We start from the raw sequence: 21164 nt of genomic DNA, 5'->3' as shown, positions 1-21164 counted from the left end.
GAAGCGAAAGCTTAGCGTGGCGCGGCGGCCAGACCCCGCGCCAGCGCGCAGAATTGCTCCAGACCGATTTCCTCGGCCCGCGATGTCGGCGCAATCCCCGCCTCAAGCAGCAGATCCTCCATCGCCGGATGCAGTCCCTTCAGGGACGCACGCAGCATCTTGCGGCGTTGGTTGAAGCCTGCCGCAACGACCCGGCTGAGCACCGCCGGATCGGCGGGATAGCGGGGTTCGGGCAGAGCGGTCAAATGGACCACAGCCGAGTGAATCTTGGGCGCGGGAACAAAGGCTTCCGGAGGCAGCGTCATCACGATCTTGGCGTCCGAGCGCCATTGCGCCAGCACCGCCAAGCGCCCATAGGCCTTTCCGCCGGGCTTCGCCACGATGCGTTCCGCAACTTCTTTCTGGAACATCAGCGTCAGCGATTGCCAGAAGGGCGGCCATTGGGCAGGCGTCAGCCAGCGGATCAGCAGTTCCGTGCCCACATTATAAGGTAAGTTCGCGACAATGCGGATCGGCGGCGTCAGATGCGCCAGCGGGTCGATCTCCAGCGCGTCGCCGTTGATCACGTGCAGACGGCCCGGATAGGCCTCGGAAATCTCGGCCAAAGCGGGCAGGGCGCGGGCGTCCTTTTCGATGGCCAGCACATGGCGCGCACCTTCGGCCAGCAGACCGCGGGTCAGCCCGCCGGGGCCGGGGCCGACCTCGATCACGTCGCAGCCGGTCAGATCGCCCGCCGCCCGCGCGATCTTGGCGGTCAGGTTCAGGTCCAGCAGGAAGTTCTGGCCAAGCTGCTTCTTGGCCTGCAGGTCGTGCCGCGCGATCACTTCGCGCAGCGGGGGCAATCCGTCGATCGCGCTCATCTTTTCTCCGCCATGTCATGGGCCATGCGCAAGGCGGCAATCACGCTGGCCGCATCGGCCAACCCCTTGCCGGCAATGTCAAAAGCCGTTCCGTGATCGGGAGAGGTGCGCACAAAGGGCAAGCCCAGAGTGACATTCACCCCGCCCGAAAAATCCAAAGTCTTGATCGGGATCAACGCCTGATCGTGATAGGCGCAGATCGCCGCATCGTAGCGCGCACGCGCTGGCGCGTGGAACATCGTGTCGGCGGGCAGTGGCCCGGCCAGATCGAAACCCTCGGCCCGCAGCCGCGCGAGCAAGGGCGCGATCCAATCGGTCTCCTCATGCCCCATCACGCCATTTTCGCCCGCATGCGGGTTCAGCCCGGCTATTGCCAGCCGAGGCGCGGCAATCCCGAAGTCGCGACGCATCGCGGCATCGGTAATGCGGATCGCTTGCGTCAGCACCTCGGGCGTCAGTGCACGCGGCACTTCGTTCAACGCGATATGGATGGTGGCGGGCACCACCCGGCAGGGCGGCGAAACCGTGGTCGAAGCCAGCATCATCACGACCGGGACATCGCCCGCCAGATGCGCCAGATATTCGGTATGGCCCGGAAAGGCGAAGCCCGCGCCGGTCTTCAGGGCTTCCTTGTTGATCGGCAGGGTGCAGATGCCGCCCGCCTGACCTGACATGGCCAATCCGACGGCGCGGGCGATGACCTCGATCACGCCTGCCGCATTGGCCGGATCGGGGCGACCCGGAACGGCGGGTGCGGGAAAATCATGCCGCAACACCGGCAAGACACCGGGCGGGACCGTTTCATCGGGGGATCGGACCTCGATCCATTCCGTGCCTGCAGGCAGATGGCGCGGATCGCCCATGAAGACAAAAGGCACGCCCGCAGCCAGCGCCTTGGGCGCAAGCTCGGGACCGACGCCTGCAGGTTCGCCACAGGTCAGGATGATGGGGCGATGCACGCTCATGTTCTTTCTTGTCCAAATAACTCCGGCTTATGCCGGAGTCTGCGCAGGTCTTAAGGCCGGCGGATGATCGCGTTGGCGCGAAGCTCGGCCAGGTAGTTATCCGCCGCGGCCGCGATCTTGCGGTTGAAGATCTGGTCGCGGATATCGTCACGCACCGGCAGCGCATTGGCGGGGCGGGCCGGATCGTCGGGGCCGGTCGCGACCGGGGCCTCGGGCGCATTCGCCAGCAGCGCCGGGCTGCGTTTGCACAGCATCAGCAGATCGACGGTGCCGCCATAATTGACCACTGCGGTTTCATTGTCGTCCAGCGTCGCCAGACGAATCGCCTCGCCCTGCGGGATCTGGCCCTGCGACAGGGTCTGGCGTGTCACCTGCTCGGCGGGAACCTGTCCGGTCGCGGCTTCAAGCTCGTCGCAGGTCCGGGCGCGGGCGGCGAAGTTTGCGGCCTCCTGCGCCGTGGCAAGACGCACCCGGATGTAATCCAGCACCTGTTCGGTCGCACCGGGACGCTGCGTGCCGCGCGTCTCGCGCAGGAAGAACAGGACAACCGCACCTTCGACCTGCAGCGGTTGGCTGATCGTGCCCGCCTGCATCTGCAGCAGGATCGGCCGCAGCGAGGGCGGCAGGTTCGCCAAGGGCGTCATCGGCAGCCGTCCGCCCTGCTGGGCCGAGGGCGTCGCCGAATATTGTCGCGCGAAAGCGGCGAAATCGGCCTCGGAACCGGTCTGGCTGACGATACGCTCGGCCAGTGCCATCGCTTTGCCTTCCTCGCCCGGAGGCGCGGGAATGATCAGCTCGGACAAGGAAACATGCGTGATCTCGGGCGTTTCGATGATGTTTTTCATCGCCTGCTCGACCTCGGCATCGCTGACGGTCACCTGACCGACCATGCGTGCGCGGACGAATTCGCGCCACAAAAGGCCCGAGACGACGAAATCCTCGAAGGTCTGGCGATCAACGCCGCTCTGGCCCAGCAGCTGGACGAACTGGTCCACGCCCATGCCGCCCCGGCTGGCGAATTCCTCAAGGCCAGCTGTGATCTGTTCGTCCGTTGCGGCGATACCGGCCTGCTTGGCGGCAAAGCTGCGCAGCCGGTCGTCGATCAGCGCCTTTTCCACCGAGGCGCGGTCGTTGTTCGGCGCGCGCAGAATCTGCATGAAGCGGGCGCGTTGTTCGATCTCGTAGCCGGTGACCGCCGAGTCGTTCACATAGACGACGGGTTGGAACAGGCCGGACTGGGCTTGTGCCTGATGCGTGAAGGGTCCGGGCACGGTTCCCGTTCCCGCCAGAATTGCGGCCAGTGCCGCCCCCAGAAGAATTCGACGCATCAGTTCCCTCGTCGCATGGTTTTGCCGGACCTTATCGCAGGCAGGCGCGGCGCGCCACCGTTCCCGGACCAGACGACTGCTTGCCGAAGCCGCCCAGACGGATGCCAAGATCAAAACTGGTATCCTCGTTCAGCGTGTCCGAGTCGCTGAAGCGTCGTTCGACCGACATTTCGACGGTGACGCATTCGTTGCGATATTCCAGCCCCAACTGGGTCTTTTGCGCGCGGTCGGCGCTGAAATCATAGCGGGTCTCGGCACTGGCCCACCAGCCGTCGCGGACCTGCCATCCGGCGATCGCGGTCAGTTCCGAGACATCCTCAAAACGATCCTCGCTGGGGTCGGCGTCCATCCACAGATACCCGGCCGAGATCTGCAGCCCCGGTCTGAGCCAACCCAGACGGGTTTCGTTCCGGCTTAGCGAAAAACTGTCGTCAAACAGCGCCCGGTTCACCAATGCCAGCCCGTTCGTCCCCGAATAGTTCGCCGAAAGCAGCCAGTCCGAGGCCTTGCCGCCCAAGGGGCCGCTGTCGTTGAAGGCCGGGTCGGGATGGCTGCGCAGCACGCGGCCCGCGGTCAGGCCGATCTGCCATCCCTCGGGGTCGATCCGTGTCCAGCTGACGCCCAAGTTGGCCCGCAACCCGGATTCGGTCGCGTCCCAGCCGGGGAAGCGGTCCAGCGAATAAAGGTTGCCCTCGTCGAATTCGATCAGGGTGCTGTCCTCGTTCGGGACCTTGTCTTCTTCTTCGCGGTCGGGGGACCAGATCAGCTGCGCCACAGGCTCGATGATCTGGGTCACGCCATCGGCATGGCGGGCAAAGGGCCAGCGCAATTCGGCGGCCAGCGTCGGATCGGCGCGGACGACCCAATCGTCGTAATTGCTGTCCTGCTTGATATGATAGAGATCGGCGTTCAGCTGGCCCTGAACCTCGCCGACCATGCCGTAGGGCAGGATCTCGGTGCGCAGCCAGCCCATGCCGACCGATCCGCGCGCCATGTCGCGGCCGATGACATCCTCGTTCGAGGAGCGGCGATGGGCATGGGTCGACCATTCCAGATTGGCGATGCCGCCGATGTAATTCGGCTGCCAGCGCCGCTGCCACAGTGCATCCGCGACCAGTGAGGGCGTGGTGTCGTCGGGTTCGTCGTCGCGCAGGGATTCGTAGTTGCCGATCCGCGCCGTCATCATCCGGTCGCGCCTGACCCGGTCCAGCGTCACGCCGCTCCACAGCCGGTCGGCATCGGTGATGTCGTAATCCAGAAGATAGGCGCGGTCCTTGGCCATCTGGACCTGCAGCCCCAGCATGTAGCCGCGCGGCAGTTCAAAGCGCGCCGCGCCGAACAGGTAGCCACGCGTCTCGCCCGGCTCGATATCGTCGCGGCTGATCGCGCCGTTCCACTCCATCTCGCCATTCGAGAAGGCCTGACGGTAGCGCAGCTCCAGCGTCGAGGTGCGGCTGGCGGCCAGGTAGGGCGTCAGCGTCACGTCGGCATGATCGCCCAGCGTGATGAAATAAGGCAGCTTGAAGCCGACCCCCAAAGCCGAGGTGGTACGGAATTGCGGGCGCAGGAAGCCGGTCATCCGCTCGACCGTGGGGTCCGGTGCGGTCAGCGACGGGAAACTGGCGACGGGAACGCCAAAGGCGCGGAATTGCGGCTGGTCGAAATGCAGCTGCCGGGTCTGGGCGTCATGGGTGATGCGCCGCGCGCGGACCTCCCATAGCGGAATCGGGTCCTCGGCGCAGATCTGGCAGCTTGAGGCCACCACATTGTCGAGGACGGTGATGCGGCCGTTCTGCTCGCGGCGCATCTCGCGCGCGGCCATCTGCATTTCCCGCGCCAGCACCAGCCGCGCGCCGCGCAGGATGCCATCCTGAAGGTTGGCATCAAGCTGGGCTGATTGCGCGATGACGATGGTCTCGTCCTGGGTGCCGCGCAGGCCGGGCTTGGTCACGTGGATCGGCCCTTCGATCACCGCGCCGCCGGTCTTGCCGTCATAGATCACGCGTGAGGCGATCAGTCTTGTGCCCTGATGCCAGACCACCACCCCGCCCGAGGCGGTCAGCCGGTCCTGCGCATCCAGCGTCACGGAATCAGCAAGAACGGTGGCCGGGCTGTTATCGGCAGCCGCCCCCGGCGCATTGGAAATATGGACCGAGGCCGGGCGCGAGGCAGATGTCGGCCGGTGCGGCGCCTCGGTCCCGTCGGCAAGGCGCTGGTTGTCGTCGGGCGTTTCGGTCGGGGCCAGCGCAGGCCCCACATTCCGATTGGACAGGAAACCATCGTCCTGTTCATAGATCGGCAGGGTCTGGCCGTCGGTCATCAGGGTCTGCGCGCCCGCAGCGGCGGGAACCAGCCCAGCACAGGCGGCCAGCAACCATGCGGGGGCGGTTTTGCGCCCTGTTTTTCTGGCGTTCTTGGCGCGCCATTTCCTATGCATCAACCATCCTCCAGCCGCAAAAGCGCCCCAAGGGCGAAAAGCAGCGCAACGATCGGCGGCGTCCATCCGGCCAATACCGGGGGAATGTCACCGTTTTCACCCAAAACTTGCGCCAAATTGCGCAAGAAGAACAGTCCGATGCCGCAGCCAAAGGCTCCCAGCACCAACATTCCCATCTTGCGCCCGCGCATGTGGCGCATGGTGAAGGCGGCGGCAATCGCGACCATGGCGGCCATCAGCAGCGGGCGCGCCAGCTCCATCTGGAACCAGACCTTGTGCCGTTGGGCCGAAAAGCCGGCACGCTCAAGCCCACGGATGAATTGCGGCAGTTTCCAGACCGGGATCGCCTCGGGACGGCCGAAACTGTCGCGGATGCGGGCGGCGGTCAGGTCGGTCGGCAGTTCCATGCGCGGATAGGTCCGGGCGGTGGCCTCGGGGTTCGGGTCGGTCAGAGGCCATTCCTTGACCTCGGAAAGCTGCCACGCGCCTTGGGTCAGACGGGCCTCGGCGGCGTCGATACGGCGGGTCGGGCCGGCATCCGGCGCAAAGACCATGAAGGTCGCGTCGTAAAGCGTGGTCGCGTCGGGGCTGGCGCGGGTGGCGCGGATGACGACCTGACCCATGGTCTCGGTCCCGTCGGCGTCGCGGCTGCGCAGTGCCTGACGCAGCCAGACGCCGCTTTCGCCAAGGCTGACGGTCTGGCCACCATCGCTGCGCAGCCGCGTCACTGCGTCATCGTAATGCTTGGTGGTGGCCGCGACCATCGGGTTCAGAATGGCGACGCACAGGATGCCCGCCAGCGCCGCCGCGACGGCAGGCGCGGCAAGGATACGCAGCCCTGATCGTCCCGAGGCGCGGATCGCCACCAGCTCCGAGCTGCGCGACATGTTCAGGAACATCGCGATCCCGGCCAGCACCGTCACCAGCGGCAGGATCGAATAGAAACTGGCGGTGATGTTCAGCGCCGAAAGCCTCGCCGCGCCTGCCAGCCCGATATTCTCGCCCGAGAAGCGGCGGATCTGCTCGACGATGTCGATCAGAAACAGGATGGCGGCAAAGATCGCGGCGATCATCAGCAGGGTGCGCAGAAAGCGCCGCGCGACATAGGCGGACAGGATCATGCCGCGTCCTCCGTGGGGGCGGATCGCCGTTTCGGCCCGCGTGGACGTGCGGCCAGCCACAGCACGCCGATGCAGATCAGCCCGCCCACCAGCGGCGGAACATACATCAGCGGCCAGCGCGAGGCATTCTGCGCAACCTGATTTTCGGCGGCCGTGCCCAGAAACTGCACGACGATCAGCGCGACCACCGCCCAGATCACCTGCCGCCAGACGCCAAAGCGGCTGAAGCCGCCCAGAAGCAGCATGGCAAAGCCCAGCATGGCTGCAACCGGGGCCTGAAAGGGCTTGGCCAGCCGCTCATGCGCCTCGGCCAGCGCCTGATCCCGGCTGTTTCCGGTCGCCGACAGCAGCGCCGCATCGGGATTAAGCAGCCGGGCCGTGGAATAGGCGCGCAGGTCGCGGTTGCGCTGACCTTCCGACCCCGCCAGCGAGCCGATGTCATAAGCCAGCTCATCGAAGCGGGTGACGGACAATTGCTGGCGGCCATTTGTCAGGCGCAGGTTCTGGGCCATGCCACGCATCAGAACCAGCCTTGGCCCGTTCGCGGTCTTGACCACCAGCGCCTCGGTCGCGGTGTAGGTCGCCTTATTGGTCGGATCGCGCGCATCCTCAAGGAAGAAGTCCTCAAGCCGCCCGTCAGGGGCAATGTCGCGAATATACAGGGTGACGCCCTTGACCGGATACTGGAACGATCCGGCGCGCAGGAATTCGGCGGTGACGTTCTGGGCGATCTCGGCCTGCCGGTCGGCCATCCGCCCGCGCGCCAACGGCACGATCGAATGGACCAGCAGCGCCACCATCAGCGCCACCAGCACGCCAAAGACCAGCACCGGTCGCGCCAATCGCCAGGGCGACATGCCCGCCGCCTGCATCGCCACCAGCTCGGATTCCGAGGCCAGCCGATTCGTGCCATAGGCCGAGGCAGCAAAGGCCGCGATCGGCAGCACCACCGAAATTACCAGGGGCAGGGTCAGCGCGGTGAACTCCAGCACCACCAGCGCTGTCTGCCCGTCCGAGATCAGCTGCTCGAACAGGGAAACGGCCCGGTTGATCCAGTAGACGGATACCAGAACCAGCGCGAAAAACCCAAACAGGGTCAGAAGCTGCGACAGGATGTAGCGGTCGATCCGGGGCATGGGGTCTTTCGCGGAGGGGGCATTGCAGTTTGCTTAGCCTCTGAGCAGGATTTGCGAAAGACCCGGCTCTGGTCAACTGCCTGTCGGGTGACTAGTTTCCGCTCACACGCATCAATTCAAGGAGCTGATTGATGGCAACCCCGGTCGAAATTTCCTTCACCGCAACCGACGGCGCCGGACTTGCCGCGCGCAAGGGACGGATCGCGATCCTCGTGTCGTCGGCCGGGCGGGTCCCCGCGGGTCTGCCGCGCGCGGCGCGCGAGGCGGTGAACCGGGCGCTGGCCTCGGACGCATGGAAAGCGGTGAAGCCGGGCAAGGCGCTGGATCTGGCCTTTCCTGCCGGGCTTCAGGCCGATGCGCTGCAACTGGTGTCGCTGCCGCGTCCGACCGATGTGACCACCGCCCGCAAGGCCGGGGCGTCGATTGGTGCCGGTCTGGGCAAGTCCGAGGCGCTGGTGCTGGCGGGCGACCACCCGATGGCCGCCGAGGTCGCGCTGGGGCTGGCGCTGCGGGCCTATGACTTCTCGGCCTACAAAACCAAGAAATCCGATGGCGATGAGGCCGAAGCCGATGTCGACGCCCCGCGTGGCCGCGTCACCTTCATGCACAGGGACCCCGAGGCGCTGGCCCGCAAGGCCGCCGATGGCGCCGCGCTGGCCGAGGGCGTGTTCTTTACCCGCGATCTGGTCAACGAACCCGCCAACGTCCTGACCACCAGCGATTTCGCCGACCGCCTGCTGGCCATGCAGGAGCTGGGCCTTGAGGTCGAGGTGCTGGACGAGGACGAACTGGCCAAGCTGGGCATGCGTGCGCTGCTGGGTGTGGGGCAGGGCTCGGAAAGCCCGTCCAAGGTCGTCGTCATGCGCTGGAACGGTGGTGGGGACGAAGCTCCGCTGGCACTGGTCGGCAAGGGCGTGGTCTTTGACACCGGCGGCATCTCGATCAAGCCCGCAGCGGGCATGGAAGAAATGACCATGGACATGGGCGGCGCGGGCGTCGTCGCGGGCGTCATGCGCACCTTGGCGCTGCGCCGGGCCAAGGCCAATGTCGTGGGTCTGGTCGGGTTGGTCGAGAACATGCCCGACGGCAAGGCTCAGCGACCGGGCGATATCGTGAAGTCGATGAAGGGCGACACGATCGAGGTCATCAACACCGACGCCGAAGGTCGCCTCGTGCTGGCCGACGTGCTGTGGTACACGCAGCAGCGCTTCAACCCCAGCGCCATCGTCGATCTGGCGACCCTGACCGGGGCGGTCATCATCGCGCTGGGCCATGAAAACGCCGGCGTCTTTGCCAATGACGACAAGTTCGCCGATCAGCTTCTTGCCGCTGCCAAGGCCGAGGGCGAGGGGGCGTGGCGTCTGCCGATCTCGCCCGCTTATGACGAGCTGATCAACTCGCGTCTGGCCGACATCAAGAACACCGGCGGCCGGCCTGCGGGTTCGATCACCGCGGCGCAGTTCCTGCATCGCTTCATCGGCAAGGACGTGCCGTGGATCCATCTGGACATCGCGGGCGTGGCTCTGCCGCCGGGTGCGACGGCGCTCGCACCGAAAGGTGCAACCGGCTGGGGCGTGATGACGCTGAACCGGCTGGTCCGCGACCGTTTCGAGACCAAAGCCTGATGGGCTCGGCCCTGTTCTATCACCTGACCCGCTCGGCCCCCGGTCAGCTTTTGCCCATGCTTCTGGGCAAAAGCCTGCAGGCGGGCTGGCGGGTCGAGCTGCGGGGCAGGGACCGTGCGCGGCAGGTCGCGCTTGACGAAAACCTCTGGTTGGCCGAGGGCTTCCTGCCCCATGGGCTGGCCGGAGGCCCGCACGACGACCGCCAGCCGGTGCTGCTGACGGTCGAAGGGCAGGCGGCACCCAATGCCGCCCGCTGCGTGATCGCGCTGGATGGGGCCGAGGTTCCCGCCGCCGAATGCGCCGGGCTGGACCGCGTCTGCATCATTTTTGACGGCAACGATCCCGAGGCGCTGGACCGCGCCCGCGCGCAATGGCGCGACCTGAAGGCGGGCGGGGTCGAGGCCGAATACTGGTCCGAGGCGGATGGCCGCTGGGAACGCAAGCAATAGGCGCTAGCGTTCAAGGATCAGCAGGTTCCCCTCGATGCTGACGCGGGCGAAGCGCGACAGGTAGGACATGCCCATCAGCGACATGTCCAGATCGGATTTCAGCACCAGCGCGGGCACCTTGCTGTCGTGGATGTCACCGACGCTGACGCTGTCGAGCATCACCGTCGCTGTCTGGACATTGCCATTGGCGGTTCGCGCGGCACCGATATAGGCCAGCGCGTCGGGATCGATCCCGGCCTTGCGCGCATCGGTCTGTCCCAGCGCGATGGTGGTCGCGCCGGTGTCGATGACAAAGCGGATCGGCGCGCCATTGACATCGACCGTCAGATGAAAATGCCCGTCATCGCCCAGAGGAACCTCGATCCGGTCGCCGTCAAGGATGCGCGCTTGGGGCGAGACGGTCTGGCGGATCTCTCCCCACAGACCGGCAATGGCGATCACGCCCAGAAAGATCATCCCCCATGCGGCGGCAAGGCGCAGGGTGCGGCCGGGCTGGGCACGCAATTCGACCAGCAAAAAGCCTCCGATCGCGACCAGCAGCAGAACCAGATAGGTCAGGCGGCCCAGATCTTCTGCCATGCTACACGAGTCCCGATCCTTTCAGCCCATCGATCACAAATTGGATCGAGAGCGCGGCAAGAAGCATCCCGAACAGCCGCGTGACCACCATGGTTCCGGTCCTGCCCAGTAAATGGGCAATCGGACCGGCCAGAGCGAACATCACCGCGACCAGTGCAAGGACAACCAGCATGACGAGGTGGATCATCAATGTATGCGCGGGGTTTGGGTCCTGATTGACCAGCAGAATCATCGTCGCCAAAGCGCCGGGCCCGGCCAGCAGCGGCATGGCCAGCGGAAAGACCGACGGATCGTCATGATCGTCGCGCTCGGGCTCGTCCTTGGTCTGGCCTTCGCGTCGCTGGGTCCGGCGTTCGAACAGCATGTCGAGCGCGGTCAGGAAAAGCAGCATGCCGCCAGCGATGCGGAAGGCCGGAAGCGAGATGCCGATGCCGTTCAGGATAGCCTCTCCGGCCAGGCCGAACAACGTCATCAGGGCGCCCGCGATGATCACGGCGCGCCAACCGATCCGACGGCGCCGCTGCGTGCTCATGCCATTGGTCAAGACGATGAACAGCGGCGCCAGACCGACAGGGTCGATGACGACGAACAGGGTAACGAAAGCGCTGATGATCTGGGTGCTATCCATGTCTTGCCTCAGTATGTCGCGGATCGTGGCGACTGGGAAGGCAGTCGCGAATGGCGGCCGGGATCACGCGTTTGGGGGTTTCCCGATGGCCACGCGCACCCTATATCGAATGCAGTCTATGCTATGCACGGCCTGATGGGTCGTGCCACGGAGGTAAACACATGCACGCACCTTCCCCCATGGCGCTTTTGCTGATCGCGATCGTCGTTCTGGTCCTTTTCGGACGCGGCAAGGTCTCGTCCCTGATGGGCGAGGTCGGCAAGGGAATCACCGCCTTCAAGAAGGGCGTCAAAGACGGCGCAGAAGAAGACAAGGCCGAAGCGAAAGAGCTTGAGCTGAACTCGACCGACGACATCGTCAAGGCCCGCGCCGAGCTGGCCGCCGAACGCGCCAAGCTGGACGCCGAGCGCGCCCGCATGACCGCTGATGCGGGTCTGCGCGACGTGACGCCCGCCGATCAGAACAAACTCTGACCGGCTGAACTGAACCGCCATGCTGGATATCGGCTGGAGCGAGCTTCTGCTGATCGGCGTTGTTGCGCTGATCGTCATTGGCCCCGAGGATCTTCCCAAGCTGTTCCATACGCTGGGGCGGCTGACGGCGCGCGCGCGCGGCATGGCGCGCGAATTCACCAGCGCCATGGAGGATGCGGCGAAATCCTCGGGTCTGGATGAGGCCGGCAAGGCGCTGAGGGATGTGAACTCGCTGACCTCCAAGAAATCGCTGGGGCTGGACGCGCTTGAGCGCGCCACCGAGCGTTTCGAGAAATGGGACCCGCTGAACCCCCGCGACGAAGCCGCCAAGACCGGGCCGGTGCCCGATCCTGCGGCCCCGGCCGCGCCTCAGGCCTTCCCCGAAGGCTCGCGTTTTGCCGCGCCTGCTCCTGCGCCCACACCTGCTGCTGATGCGCCGCTGCCGCCCGCGCCGGGCGTCGAGGCCCCGCATCCCGTCGCGGATGATGCGGGAAGCGACACGGCAGGGGGCAAGCGGCGGCTGCACGCGGTGCGACGCTCGGACCAATAGACAGACAGGAAAGGCTGCCGCGTGGCGACTAAATCTGCCAAGTCGGAAGATATCGACGATTCCTCCGCTCCCTTGATCGAGCATCTGGCCGAGCTGCGCACCCGGCTGATCTGGTCGGTTCTGGCCTTCGTCGTGGCCATGGTCCTGTGCTATTTCGTCTGGAACCCGATCTTCGATTTCCTGACCCAGCCGATCTGCCATGCGCTGGAAAAGCGCGGCCAGACCTGCGGCCTGATCCTGTTGAAGCTGCAGGAAGGCTTCTTTGTCGCCATGCGCATCGCGTTTTTCGGCGGCTTTGTTCTGGCCTTCCCGGTGGTCGGCTATCAGCTTTGGCGCTTTGTCGCGCCGGGGCTTTACCGCAGCGAAAAGAACGCGCTACTGCCGTTTCTTCTGGCGTCGCCCATCATGTTCCTGATCGGCGCGGCCTTCGCCTATTACGTCATCCTGCCTTGGGCCTTCGACTTCTTCCTGGGCTTCCAGCAGGGACCGCTGGCGTTGCCTGATGATCCAACGGGGACGGCGGCAACGGCAACGACGGCGGCGCAACCTTGGGCCGGGGTCGTCTTCCAGGGCTCGGTCGAGGAATATCTGCGCCTGACCACGAAGTTCATTCTGGCCTTCGGTCTGTCCTTCCAGCTGCCGGTCGCGCTGACCCTGATGGGCAAGGCCGGGCTGGTGTCCTCCGAGGGGCTGGCCAGCGTGCGCCGCTATGCCGTCATCGTCATTCTGGTGCTGGCCGCGATGATCACACCGCCCGATGTCATCAGTCAGGTGGTGCTGTTCAGCGTGATCTATGGCCTTTACGAGATCTCGATCTATCTCGTGCGCCGCATCGAGAAGAAGCGCGATCTGGACGAGCAGGAAGCCGATGTCGAGTAATCTTCTGGTCCGCATCGCCGAGGCGCTGGAGCGCATGGCCCCCCCGCCTGCACCCGAGCCCAGCTTTTCCGAGGCCAGCGCCTATGTCTGGCATCCCGATCCCGACCGGCTTGAGCCGGTGGCCGAGGTCAGCCGCGTCGATCTGGTCCAGCTGATCGGCATCGACCGTTCCCGCGATACGCTGCTGGCCAATACCATGCAGTTTGCGCAGGGGCATGCGGCGAATAACGCGCTGCTCTGGGGTTCGCGCGGGATGGGGAAATCCTCGCTGGTCAAGGCCGTCCATGCCGAGGTCCGGCGTCAGGGCCTGCCGCTGGTGCTGGTCGAGATCGCGCGTGAGGATCTGGGCTCGGTCGGGCGGCTTCTGGCCATTCTGGGCAAGGCCGCGGACCAGCGCTTCGTGCTGTTCTCGGACGACCTGTCCTTCAGCCATGATGACACGCAGTACAAGTCGCTAAAGGCTGTTCTGGATGGCGGCATTGCGGGTCGGCCCGCGAACGTGATCCTTTACGCCACCTCGAATCGTCGTCACCTGATGCCGCGTGACATGATCGACAACGAACGCTCGACCGCGATCCATCCCGGCGAGGCGGTCGAGGAGAAGGTCTCGCTCTCGGATCGTTTCGGGCTGTGGCTGGGCTTCCACCCATGCTCGCAGGACGAGTATTTGGCGATGGTCCGTGGCTATTGCGATGCTTACGGCGTCACCATCAGCCATGAAGACCTGCGAACCGAGGCAATCGAGTGGCAGGCGACGCGTGGTTCGCGCTCGGGGCGAGTGGCCTGGCAGTTTTTCACCGACTTGGCTGGTCGCCAAGGGATTGCGGTTTGAATTAGGCCGCAATTTCAGGTTGTTAGTTAATTCATGGCAAAAAAACAGGCAAACTCCGCTAAATCTTTAATCTAACATAGCTAAAAGTCGTGCCTTGTCATCGAGAGGCTTTCGCAAAACGCGTTCTGAGGCTATGGTGTCAGAAGACGGACCCGATCAGGGTCGTCTGGAAATCTCGACCGGGTGAGAGTACTGCCAATCTCACCCGGTCTAGCCATACAAATAAAACAACAACATCGTTACGCGGCTGACTATGAGATTGCCCGTAATGCCGCTATCCCGATAGCTGGCTTTTTGGTGAGGTTTTCGTGTAATTTTCACATGGAAACCGGTATCTTCCGCTCATCCGGGGCGTGTATATTTCCCCAAGTCAGCCAACCATCCCATCCGAGGTGCCGAACGTGGCCGGACCACGCAAGGAAGAAAATGTGTCGGGGGCGGATGCCCCTGCGAAGGACAAAATGGACAAGGCTGCCGAACGTCTTGCAAGGCGAGAGGCGAACCAAGCCGAGCGCGAGGCGCGACGTGCGGCGAATCAGGCCGAACGCGCCGAGCGCAAATCCGGGCGTGGAGTGGAGGCAGATGGGGCGACAGCACCGGTCGTGGCAAAGCCCGCGCGCGCCTTCAACATCCTGATCATTGCGCAGGCCGGTCGGCTGGAACGCGAGGCAGTGCTGTTCGCGGCCAGCCTGCGGCGGAACGCGCCTGACTGGCAGGGGCGGCTCATCGTGGCCGAACCGCTAGAGGCCGAGGCGTGGGAAGGGGTCGAGACGCAGATCTCGGATGCTGCCCGAACCTTGCTTGGCGCATACGGGGCCGAGATCCGGCCCTTCACCGCCCGCCATTTCGGCAAGGACTACCCCTACGGCAACAAGATCGAGGCGCTGGCAGTCCTGCCGGAATCCGAGCCGTTCATCTTTTTCGACAGCGATACGCTGGTGACTGGTCCGCTGGATCGGTTGCCCATCGACTTTGCCCGCCCCTCGGCGTCGATGCGGCGGACCGGGACATGGCCCGCGCCGCCGCTTTACGGTCCGGGATACGGCGATATCTGGCGGTCGCTTTATGACCGCTTTGGGCTGGACTTCGCCAGCTCGCTTGACCGTTCGCAGCCGGTCGAGCATTGGGAGCGCTACCTCTATTTCAACGCGGGTTGGTTCTTTGGTGCCGATCCCAAGGAATTCGGTCGGCGCTTCCTGACATACGCGTTGGAGGTGAATGCCGATCCGGGGGACGAGTTGGCGTGCCAAAGCCTTGATCCTTGGCTGGATCAGGTCGTCCTGCCACTGGTGGTCCACGGGCTTGGCGGTGGACGGCCCACTGCCGATCTGTCCGGACTCGATGGCGATGTGACCTGCCATTACCGCAACCTTTCGCTGCTTTACGCGCGCGAATCCGATGCCGCGATGTCGCTGGCCGAGGAATTGATCCAAAGCCCGAGGCTGGCAGACCTGTTTGCCGAGGATGAGGAGGTCAGCCGTCTTGTCGCAAGGAACGAAGGGCGGCAGGTGATCCGCCCGATGTTCGCGGGCGAATGGAAGATCTCGGAACAGGCGATCCGTCATCGGCTGAAACGAGAGGGGTTGTGGTTCCGCTGACCCCGGAAAAATGAAAAGCCCCGGCGCAGCACGCCGGGGCTTTCTTGTTCATGAAAACGCTGGATCAGCTCAGGGCCGAGTCGCAGCGCTCGCAGGTGCCGGCATGATCATGTGTGCCGACATCGGGCAGGATCTTCCAGCAGCGCTCGCATTTTTCGCCTTCAGCAGCCTCGAAGACCACGCCGACGCCCGCGACATCGGGCAGGCGGAAGGCCTCGTTCGGGGCCGGGTCGGCGGTCAGGCTCAGGTCCGAGGTGATGCAGATATCAACGAAATCTACCGATTTCAGTGCCTTCAGCACTTCGGCATCCTCGATATGGACGACCGGAGCAGCCTCGAGGCTGGCGCCGATCACCTTGTCGGTGCGCTTGATTTCCAGCGCGGCGGTCACCGCGCGACGGGTGCGGCGGATCGCCTCCCATTTGCGGGCCAGCGGTTCGTTCAGCCAGTCGGCGGGCGTCACCGGGAAGTCGTGCAGATGGACCGAGTCGTCATCCGAGGGATTACGGCTCAGCCAGACATCTTCCATGGTGAAGGGCAGGATCGGGGCAAGCCAGGTCACCAGACGCTGGAACAGGATATCCAGCACCGTGCGGGCCGAGCGGCGGCGCAGGCTGTCCGTCGCGTCGCAGTAAAGCGCGTCCTTGCGGATGTCGAAATAGAAGCTCGACAGGTCCACGGTCGCGAACTGGAACACGGTCTGGAAGACGCCTTGGAAGTCATAGGCGTCGTAACCCTTGCGCAGCTGGTGGTCGATCTGCGCCAGACGGTGCAGCACCCACTGTTCCAGTTCGGGCATGTCCTTGACCTCGACACGCTCGGCGGCGTCGAAGCCGTCAAGGTTGCCAAGGACGAAGCGCAGCGTATTGCGCAGGCGGCGATAGCTGTCGGCGGTGCCCTTCAGGATTTCCTTACCGATGCGCAGGTCGGTGGTGTAGTCGGACTGCGCCACCCAAAGACGCAGGATATCCGCACCATATTCCTTGATGATATCGGCAGGTGCGACGGTATTCCCCAGCGACTTGGACATTTTCATGCCCTTTTCGTCCAGCGTGAAGCCGTGGGTCAGCACGCCCTTGTAAGGCGCGCGGCCCTTGGTCGCGCAGGCTTGCAGCAGCGAGGAATGGAACCAGCCGCGATGCTGGTCGGTGCCTTCCAGATACAGATCGGCGATGCCGTCGGGCGAGCCATCGGCGCGGTCACGGATCACGAAAGCATGGGTCGAGCCGGAATCAAACCAGACATCCAGCACATCCATGACTTGATCATAGGCCTCGGGATCGGCCACGCCGTCCAGCATCTTCGCCTTGAAATCGTCGTGATACCAAACGTCTGCGCCGTCTTTCTCGAAGGCTTCGATGATGCGGTCATTGACGCGCTGATCGCGAAGCAGGAAGTCCGCATCGTCCGGGCGCGCGCCTTTCTTGACGAAGCAGGTCAGCGGCACGCCCCAAGCGCGTTGACGCGACAGCACCCAGTCGGGGCGGTTCTCGATCATCGAGAACAGGCGGTTGCGCCCGGTTTGCGGCGTCCATTTCACCAGCCGGTCGATCGAGGCCAGCGCGCGGGCGCGGATCGTGTCGCCATATTCGCCCATGCCATCGGTCAGCGCCTTGTCGATCGAGGCGAACCATTGCGGGGTGTTGCGATAGATCAGCGGCGCTTTCGAGCGCCAGCTATGCGGGTAGCTGTGCTTGACCTTGCCCTTGGCCAGCAGCGCGCCGGAATAGGCGAGTTGCTTGATGACGCTGACATTGGCCGGGCCTTCCGCGCCTTCCGGCGTCAGGATGGCCTGACCGCCAAACAGCGGCAGATCGGCGCGGTAGCTGCCATCCGGCTCGACATTATAGGTCATCGGCAGGCCGAATTTCAGGCCAAGCTGATAGTCGTCATCGCCGTGGCTGGGCGCGGTATGGACAAAGCCCGTGCCCGCATCCTCGGTGACATGGTCGCCCGGCAGCAGGGGTACGTCGTAATCCCATTCAGCCGCGCCGTTCTCGACGCCGCGGAAGGGGTGCGCCAGCAGCACGCCTTCCATCTCGGCGGCGGTGACGTCGCGCAGACGGGTGAAGCCCTCGACCTTGGCGGATTTCATCACGCCCTCGGTCAGCGCGTCGGCCAGCACCAGCTTCTCGCCGGTCTTGGCGGTGGCGTTCTCGGGCACAGCGCCGACCTCGTACAGACCATAGGCGATGGTCGGGTTATAGGCCACGGCGCGGTTTTGCGGGATGGTCCAAGGGGTCGTGGTCCAGATCACCACCGAGGCCCCGTCCAGCGCGCCTTGCGCCGCAAACCGCACCCAGATCGTGTGGCTGGTATGGTCGTGATATTCGACCTCGGCTTCGGCCAAGGCGGTTTTCTCGACCGGCGACCACATCACGGGCTTGGAGCCCTGATACAGCGCGCCGTTCATCAGAAGCTTCATGAACTCGGCCGCGATCACGGCTTCGGCGTGGTAGTTCATCGTCAGGTAGGGGTCTTCCCACTTGCCGATGATGCCAAGGCGCTTGAATTCCTCGCGCTGGGTTTCCACCCAGCCTTCGGCGAATTTGCGGCATTCCTGACGGAACTCGACGACATCGACGTCGTCCTTGTTCTTTTGCTGCAGGCGGTACTGTTCCTCGATCTTCCATTCGATCGGCAGGCCGTGGCAGTCCCAGCCCGGCACATAGCGGGCGTCGCGGCCCATCATCTGCTGGCTGCGGGTGATGAAGTCTTTCAGCACTTTGTTCAGCGCGTGGCCGATATGCAGATGGCCGTTCGCATAAGGAGGGCCGTCATGCAGGATGAAGGGCGCGCGACCCTTCTTGGTGCGCAGGCGGTCATAGATGCCCATGCGCTCCCAGCGGTCCAGCCATTCCGGCTCGCGCTGGGGCAGGCCCGCACGCATGGGGAAGTCGGTCTGGGGCAGGAAGACGGTGTCGCGATAGTCGGGCGCGGTCGAGGTCGTTTCGCTCATCTGGCGGGGATCCTTCGGGTGGAGGGCAGGCGTAGATAACCCGACGGCGAGGAACCCCTACGCCGCCGGGCGGATAATTCGAAAGATCCGGCCCATGCTGAACATGCGCCGGGTTATAGGAAACGGGTGCGGCCCCTGCAAGCGCGACGAACCGGCCACTTGCACCCCGCGCGCGCCCGGCCCATATCCCGGCAATGATCCCAGCGCGCTTTCCCATCTCTGCCGAAGATATCGACCGCGTCGTCGCGGTGTTCTACGCAGCCATCCGCCGGCACGAGGTGCTTGGCCCGGTCTTTGCCGCCCATGTCGTCGACTGGCCCACGCATGAGGCCAAGATTGCCGCCTTCTGGCGCAATGCCATCCTGTATGAGCGCAGCTATGACGGCAGCCCGATGCAGGCGCATATGCGCGCCGGAAATGTCGAGCCGCCCCATTTCGCCGACTGGTTGATGCTGTTCGACGAGACCCTGCGCCGGACCCTGCCCGCAGACGTTGCCGCGGCTTGGTCCGATCTGGCCCATCGTATCGGTGCCGGTCTGCGCATGGGGGTCGAGAATATGCGCCCTGCGCCGGGCGGGCGTCCTCCGATCTTGCGTTGAACCCGCGCAGGGCGTAAACAAAACGGGAACAAACCCGGAGGCTGCCATGCAGATCGACTATCTGGAATTCAGTTCCCCCGACATCGCCGCCACCAAGGATTTCTTCAGCCGCGCCTTTGGCTGGAGCTTCAACGATTACGGTCCTGAATATCAGGAACTGGCGGATGCGGGTGTCTCGGGCGGGATCGCGGCTGCACCGCTGGCCCCGCCGCTGGTCATCCTGAAGGCCGAGGATCTTGAGGCCGCATTGGCGCAGGTCAGCGGGGCAGGGGCGGAAATCACCAAGCCGATATTCAGCTTTCCCGGCGGGCGGCGCTTCCAGTTCCGCGAACCCGGCGGGACCGAGATGGCGGTCTGGTCAGAGGCCTAGCCCTTGTTCCTGGGCGGGCGGGGGCGATAGGTGGGCAGGTTCCAGCCCAGCAGCATGCTGCCTGCCCGCAGCGCGAAAACCGTGATGCCGCAGGCGATCAGCGCCCATACTCCGGGGCAGCCGATGCCGATCAGCACGACGGCGACGACCGCGCCGCCGAATGTCGCGGTGACGTAAAGCTCGCCCTGTTTCAGGATCAGTGGCAATTCATTGGCGACGGTATCGCGAGCCATGCCGCCGAAAGTGCCCGTGATGATCCCCATGGCAACCGTGACGATCGGACCGGCTCCGGCCCCGATCGCGACATCGACCCCGGCGGGGACCGCCACGGCCAATGCCAGCGCGTCCAGCCACAGGATAAGGCTGTAGCGGCTTTCGAACAGATGCGCGGTGAAAAACACCAGCACCGCGGCCAGCGAGGTCAGCACCAGCAATCCCGGCCGCCCGACCCAAAAGACCGGGTCCTGACCCAGCAGCAGGTCGCGCAGCGTGCCGCCGCCGATGCCGGTCAGCGTCGCGAAGAAGATGAAGCCGACCAGATCAAGCTGCGCGCGGCTGGCGACCAGCGCTCCGGTCAGGGCAAAGACCAGCACGCTGGCGTAATCAAGGAAAGGAACGGCGTCCTCGGGACTCACCCGGCGGCCTTTGCGGGCTTGTAGGGGGCCATTCCGGCGCGGGCCAATTCATCGGCGCGCTCGTTTTCAGGATGCCCGGCATGGCCCTTGATCCATTCCCAGCGCACCTGGTGGCGGGCCTGAGCCGCGTCCAGACGCTGCCACAGCTCGACATTCTTGACCGGCTTGCGGTCGGCGGTGCGCCAGCCATTGCGCTTCCAGCCGTGAATCCACTGGGTCACGCCATTTTTCACATAGGCGCTGTCGGTGGTGATGGTGATCTCGCTGGGGCGGGTCAGCACCTCCAGCGCGGAAATCGCGGCCATCAACTCCATGCGGTTATTGGTGGTGTCGCCCTCGCCGCCGGACAGTTCGCGCTCCTTCAGGATCGCGTCCCCGTCCATGGCGCGCATCAGCACGCCCCATCCGCCGGGGCCGGGATTGCCGCTGCATGCCCCGTCGGTCCAGGCGAAAAGCGCGTTCATGCGTCCAGCGCCTTATAGCCGGGCAGGGCGGCGATGCGGTCAAGCCAAGCGTTGATCGCCGGGAAGCGCGACATGTCGAAGCCGCCACGCGTCCCCGCCGTGCAGGTATAGCCGTAAAGGCAGATATCCGCGACCGATGCCTTGTCGCCGACCAGCCAGTCCTGTGCCGCCAGACGATCCTCCATGACCTGCAGCAGCGCATGGCCGCGATCCAGCAGCTCGGCCAGACGTTCGGGCGTGGCCAGATGGCGACGCTGGGGATAGTAGAGCAGCGCGGCCCGGACCGCGACGACGCCCTCATGCTGGTTCTGTTCCCAGAACATCCAGCTGAGCATCTCGGCGCGGGTGAAGGGATCGGCGGGGACGAAATCCGTGCCTTCGCCCAGCCAGTTCAGGATCGCGTTCGATTCCGGCAGCAGGCGGCCGTCGTCCAGTTCCAGCACCGGGGCCTTGCCAAAGGGCAGGCGGCCCTCGGCCTTGGCCGTGTCCAGCGCGGTGGTCTCATATTCGACGTCAAAGGTCGGGCAGTCCCGGCCCAAAAGCGACAGAAGCAGCCGCACCTTGTAGCTGTTTCCAGAAGAAGGCATTGAATAAAGACGCATTTTTCGATCCGACTACTGAAATCACCAAACCCTTGCGGGCCATATGGCGGGCACTATAGGCGGGAAGTCCGGGGG

At 64.7% G+C, this 21164-nt stretch carries 20 protein-coding genes and 1 pseudogene; 9 read left to right on the top strand and 12 right to left on the bottom strand.

What is annotated here, in order from left to right:
- Positions 1 to 11: 11 nt before the first annotated feature.
- Genes rsmA through lptF form a run of 6 tightly spaced genes read right to left on the bottom strand, consistent with a single transcriptional unit; the run spans position 12 to position 7847 of the window.
- Positions 12 to 860: a 16S rRNA (adenine(1518)-N(6)/adenine(1519)-N(6))-dimethyltransferase RsmA gene (rsmA, locus tag IB235_RS07835; protein ID WP_192336299.1), complete on the bottom strand. Its 849-nt coding sequence runs from the start codon at positions 858 to 860 to the stop codon at positions 12 to 14.
- Entirely contained in the window at positions 857 to 1825 is a 969-nt protein-coding gene (gene pdxA, locus IB235_RS07830) for a 4-hydroxythreonine-4-phosphate dehydrogenase PdxA (RefSeq protein WP_192336298.1), read from the bottom strand. Before pdxA ends, rsmA begins: the two co-directional genes overlap by 4 nt.
- A gap of 50 nt (positions 1826 to 1875) precedes the next feature.
- On the bottom strand, positions 1876 to 3153 hold the full coding sequence (locus tag IB235_RS07825; RefSeq protein ID WP_192336297.1) for a peptidylprolyl isomerase: 1278 nt from the start codon (positions 3151 to 3153) through the stop codon (positions 1876 to 1878).
- A gap of 31 nt (positions 3154 to 3184) precedes the next feature.
- Complete coding sequence (locus tag IB235_RS07820; protein WP_192336296.1) at positions 3185 to 5590, bottom strand: LPS-assembly protein LptD; 2406 nt, start codon at positions 5588 to 5590, stop codon at positions 3185 to 3187.
- Positions 5590 to 6711 (bottom strand): LPS export ABC transporter permease LptG, encoded by a 1122-nt coding sequence (gene lptG / locus IB235_RS07815; protein WP_155039562.1) that lies wholly within the window; start codon positions 6709 to 6711, stop codon positions 5590 to 5592. Before lptG ends, IB235_RS07820 begins: the two co-directional genes overlap by 1 nt.
- Positions 6708 to 7847, bottom strand: a complete 1140-nt coding sequence (lptF, locus tag IB235_RS07810; protein WP_192336295.1) for an LPS export ABC transporter permease LptF — start codon at positions 7845 to 7847, stop codon at positions 6708 to 6710. Before lptF ends, lptG begins: the two co-directional genes overlap by 4 nt.
- 131 nt (positions 7848 to 7978) lie before the next feature.
- Between lptF and IB235_RS07805 the strand changes: the two genes are divergently transcribed.
- Both IB235_RS07805 and IB235_RS07800 read left to right on the top strand, forming a co-directional pair.
- A complete protein-coding gene (locus tag IB235_RS07805; RefSeq protein WP_192336294.1) occupies positions 7979 to 9472 on the top strand; it encodes a leucyl aminopeptidase in 1494 nt (497 codons plus the stop codon).
- A complete protein-coding gene (locus IB235_RS07800; RefSeq protein ID WP_192336293.1) occupies positions 9472 to 9921 on the top strand; it encodes a DNA polymerase III subunit chi in 450 nt (149 codons plus the stop codon). Before IB235_RS07805 ends, IB235_RS07800 begins: the two co-directional genes overlap by 1 nt.
- Before the next feature lie 3 nt (positions 9922 to 9924).
- Here IB235_RS07800 and IB235_RS07795 read toward each other — a convergent pair whose 3' ends face one another.
- Together IB235_RS07795 and IB235_RS07790 are read right to left on the bottom strand one after the other, a co-directional pair.
- The gene (locus tag IB235_RS07795; RefSeq protein WP_192336292.1) at positions 9925 to 10500 is read right to left on the bottom strand and encodes a TIGR02281 family clan AA aspartic protease; all 576 of its coding nucleotides are present in this window, start codon (positions 10498 to 10500) and stop codon (positions 9925 to 9927) included.
- Position 10501: 1 nt separating this feature from the next.
- Entirely contained in the window at positions 10502 to 11128 is a 627-nt protein-coding gene (locus IB235_RS07790; protein WP_192336291.1) for a MarC family protein, read from the bottom strand.
- A gap of 161 nt (positions 11129 to 11289) precedes the next feature.
- Between IB235_RS07790 and IB235_RS25810 the strand changes: the two are divergent.
- From IB235_RS25810 to IB235_RS07765, 5 genes and pseudogenes are all read left to right on the top strand, one after another.
- Positions 11290 to 11487: pseudogene (locus IB235_RS25810) on the top strand (twin-arginine translocase TatA/TatE family subunit); the annotation flags it as partial.
- A 133-nt stretch (positions 11488 to 11620) separates the two neighbouring features.
- The gene (gene tatB, locus IB235_RS07780; protein WP_155039555.1) at positions 11621 to 12151 is read left to right on the top strand and encodes a Sec-independent protein translocase protein TatB; all 531 of its coding nucleotides are present in this window, start codon (positions 11621 to 11623) and stop codon (positions 12149 to 12151) included.
- 21 nt (positions 12152 to 12172) lie between these two features.
- Positions 12173 to 13030 carry a twin-arginine translocase subunit TatC gene (tatC, locus tag IB235_RS07775; RefSeq protein ID WP_192336290.1) on the top strand — a complete coding sequence of 286 codons (858 nt, stop codon included), beginning with the start codon at positions 12173 to 12175 and terminating at the stop codon, positions 13028 to 13030.
- Entirely contained in the window at positions 13020 to 13862 is an 843-nt protein-coding gene (locus tag IB235_RS07770; RefSeq protein WP_192336289.1) for an ATP-binding protein, read from the top strand. The genes tatC and IB235_RS07770 overlap by 11 nt, the downstream gene beginning before the upstream one ends.
- 461 nt (positions 13863 to 14323) lie before the next feature.
- A complete protein-coding gene (locus IB235_RS07765; RefSeq protein ID WP_192336288.1) occupies positions 14324 to 15460 on the top strand; it encodes a hypothetical protein in 1137 nt (378 codons plus the stop codon).
- A 64-nt stretch (positions 15461 to 15524) separates the two neighbouring features.
- Here the strand turns inward: IB235_RS07765 and ileS are convergent, their stop codons facing one another.
- Entirely contained in the window at positions 15525 to 18419 is a 2895-nt protein-coding gene (ileS, locus tag IB235_RS07760; RefSeq protein WP_192336287.1) for an isoleucine--tRNA ligase, read from the bottom strand.
- 194 nt (positions 18420 to 18613) lie between these two features.
- Here ileS and IB235_RS07755 point away from each other — a divergent pair, with 194 nt between their 5' ends.
- Positions 18614 to 19018, top strand: a complete 405-nt coding sequence (locus IB235_RS07755; RefSeq protein WP_192336286.1) for a group III truncated hemoglobin — start codon at positions 18614 to 18616, stop codon at positions 19016 to 19018.
- A 46-nt stretch (positions 19019 to 19064) separates the two neighbouring features.
- Positions 19065 to 19388: a VOC family protein gene (locus IB235_RS07750; RefSeq protein ID WP_192336285.1), complete on the top strand. Its 324-nt coding sequence runs from the start codon at positions 19065 to 19067 to the stop codon at positions 19386 to 19388.
- Here IB235_RS07750 and IB235_RS07745 read toward each other — a convergent pair.
- Genes IB235_RS07745 through IB235_RS07735 form a run of 3 tightly spaced genes read right to left on the bottom strand, consistent with a single transcriptional unit; the run spans position 19385 to position 21089 of the window.
- A complete protein-coding gene (locus IB235_RS07745; RefSeq protein WP_192336284.1) occupies positions 19385 to 20023 on the bottom strand; it encodes a trimeric intracellular cation channel family protein in 639 nt (212 codons plus the stop codon). The two genes, IB235_RS07750 and IB235_RS07745, sit on opposite strands and share 4 nt — an antisense overlap.
- The gene (gene rnhA, locus IB235_RS07740; RefSeq protein ID WP_155039549.1) at positions 20020 to 20487 is read right to left on the bottom strand and encodes a ribonuclease HI; all 468 of its coding nucleotides are present in this window, start codon (positions 20485 to 20487) and stop codon (positions 20020 to 20022) included. The genes IB235_RS07745 and rnhA overlap by 4 nt, the downstream gene beginning before the upstream one ends.
- Positions 20484 to 21089, bottom strand: a complete 606-nt coding sequence (locus IB235_RS07735; RefSeq protein ID WP_155039548.1) for a glutathione S-transferase family protein — start codon at positions 21087 to 21089, stop codon at positions 20484 to 20486. The genes rnhA and IB235_RS07735 overlap by 4 nt, the downstream gene beginning before the upstream one ends.
- Positions 21090 to 21164: the final 75 nt, after the last annotated feature.

It is taken from the genome of Paracoccus sp. PAR01 (genome assembly GCF_014851995.1).
Classification (GTDB): Bacteria; Pseudomonadota; Alphaproteobacteria; order Rhodobacterales; family Rhodobacteraceae; genus Paracoccus; species Paracoccus litorisediminis.
Note: the sequence above shows the minus strand (reverse complement) of the source record. Positions and strands in the feature narration are given on the sequence as shown.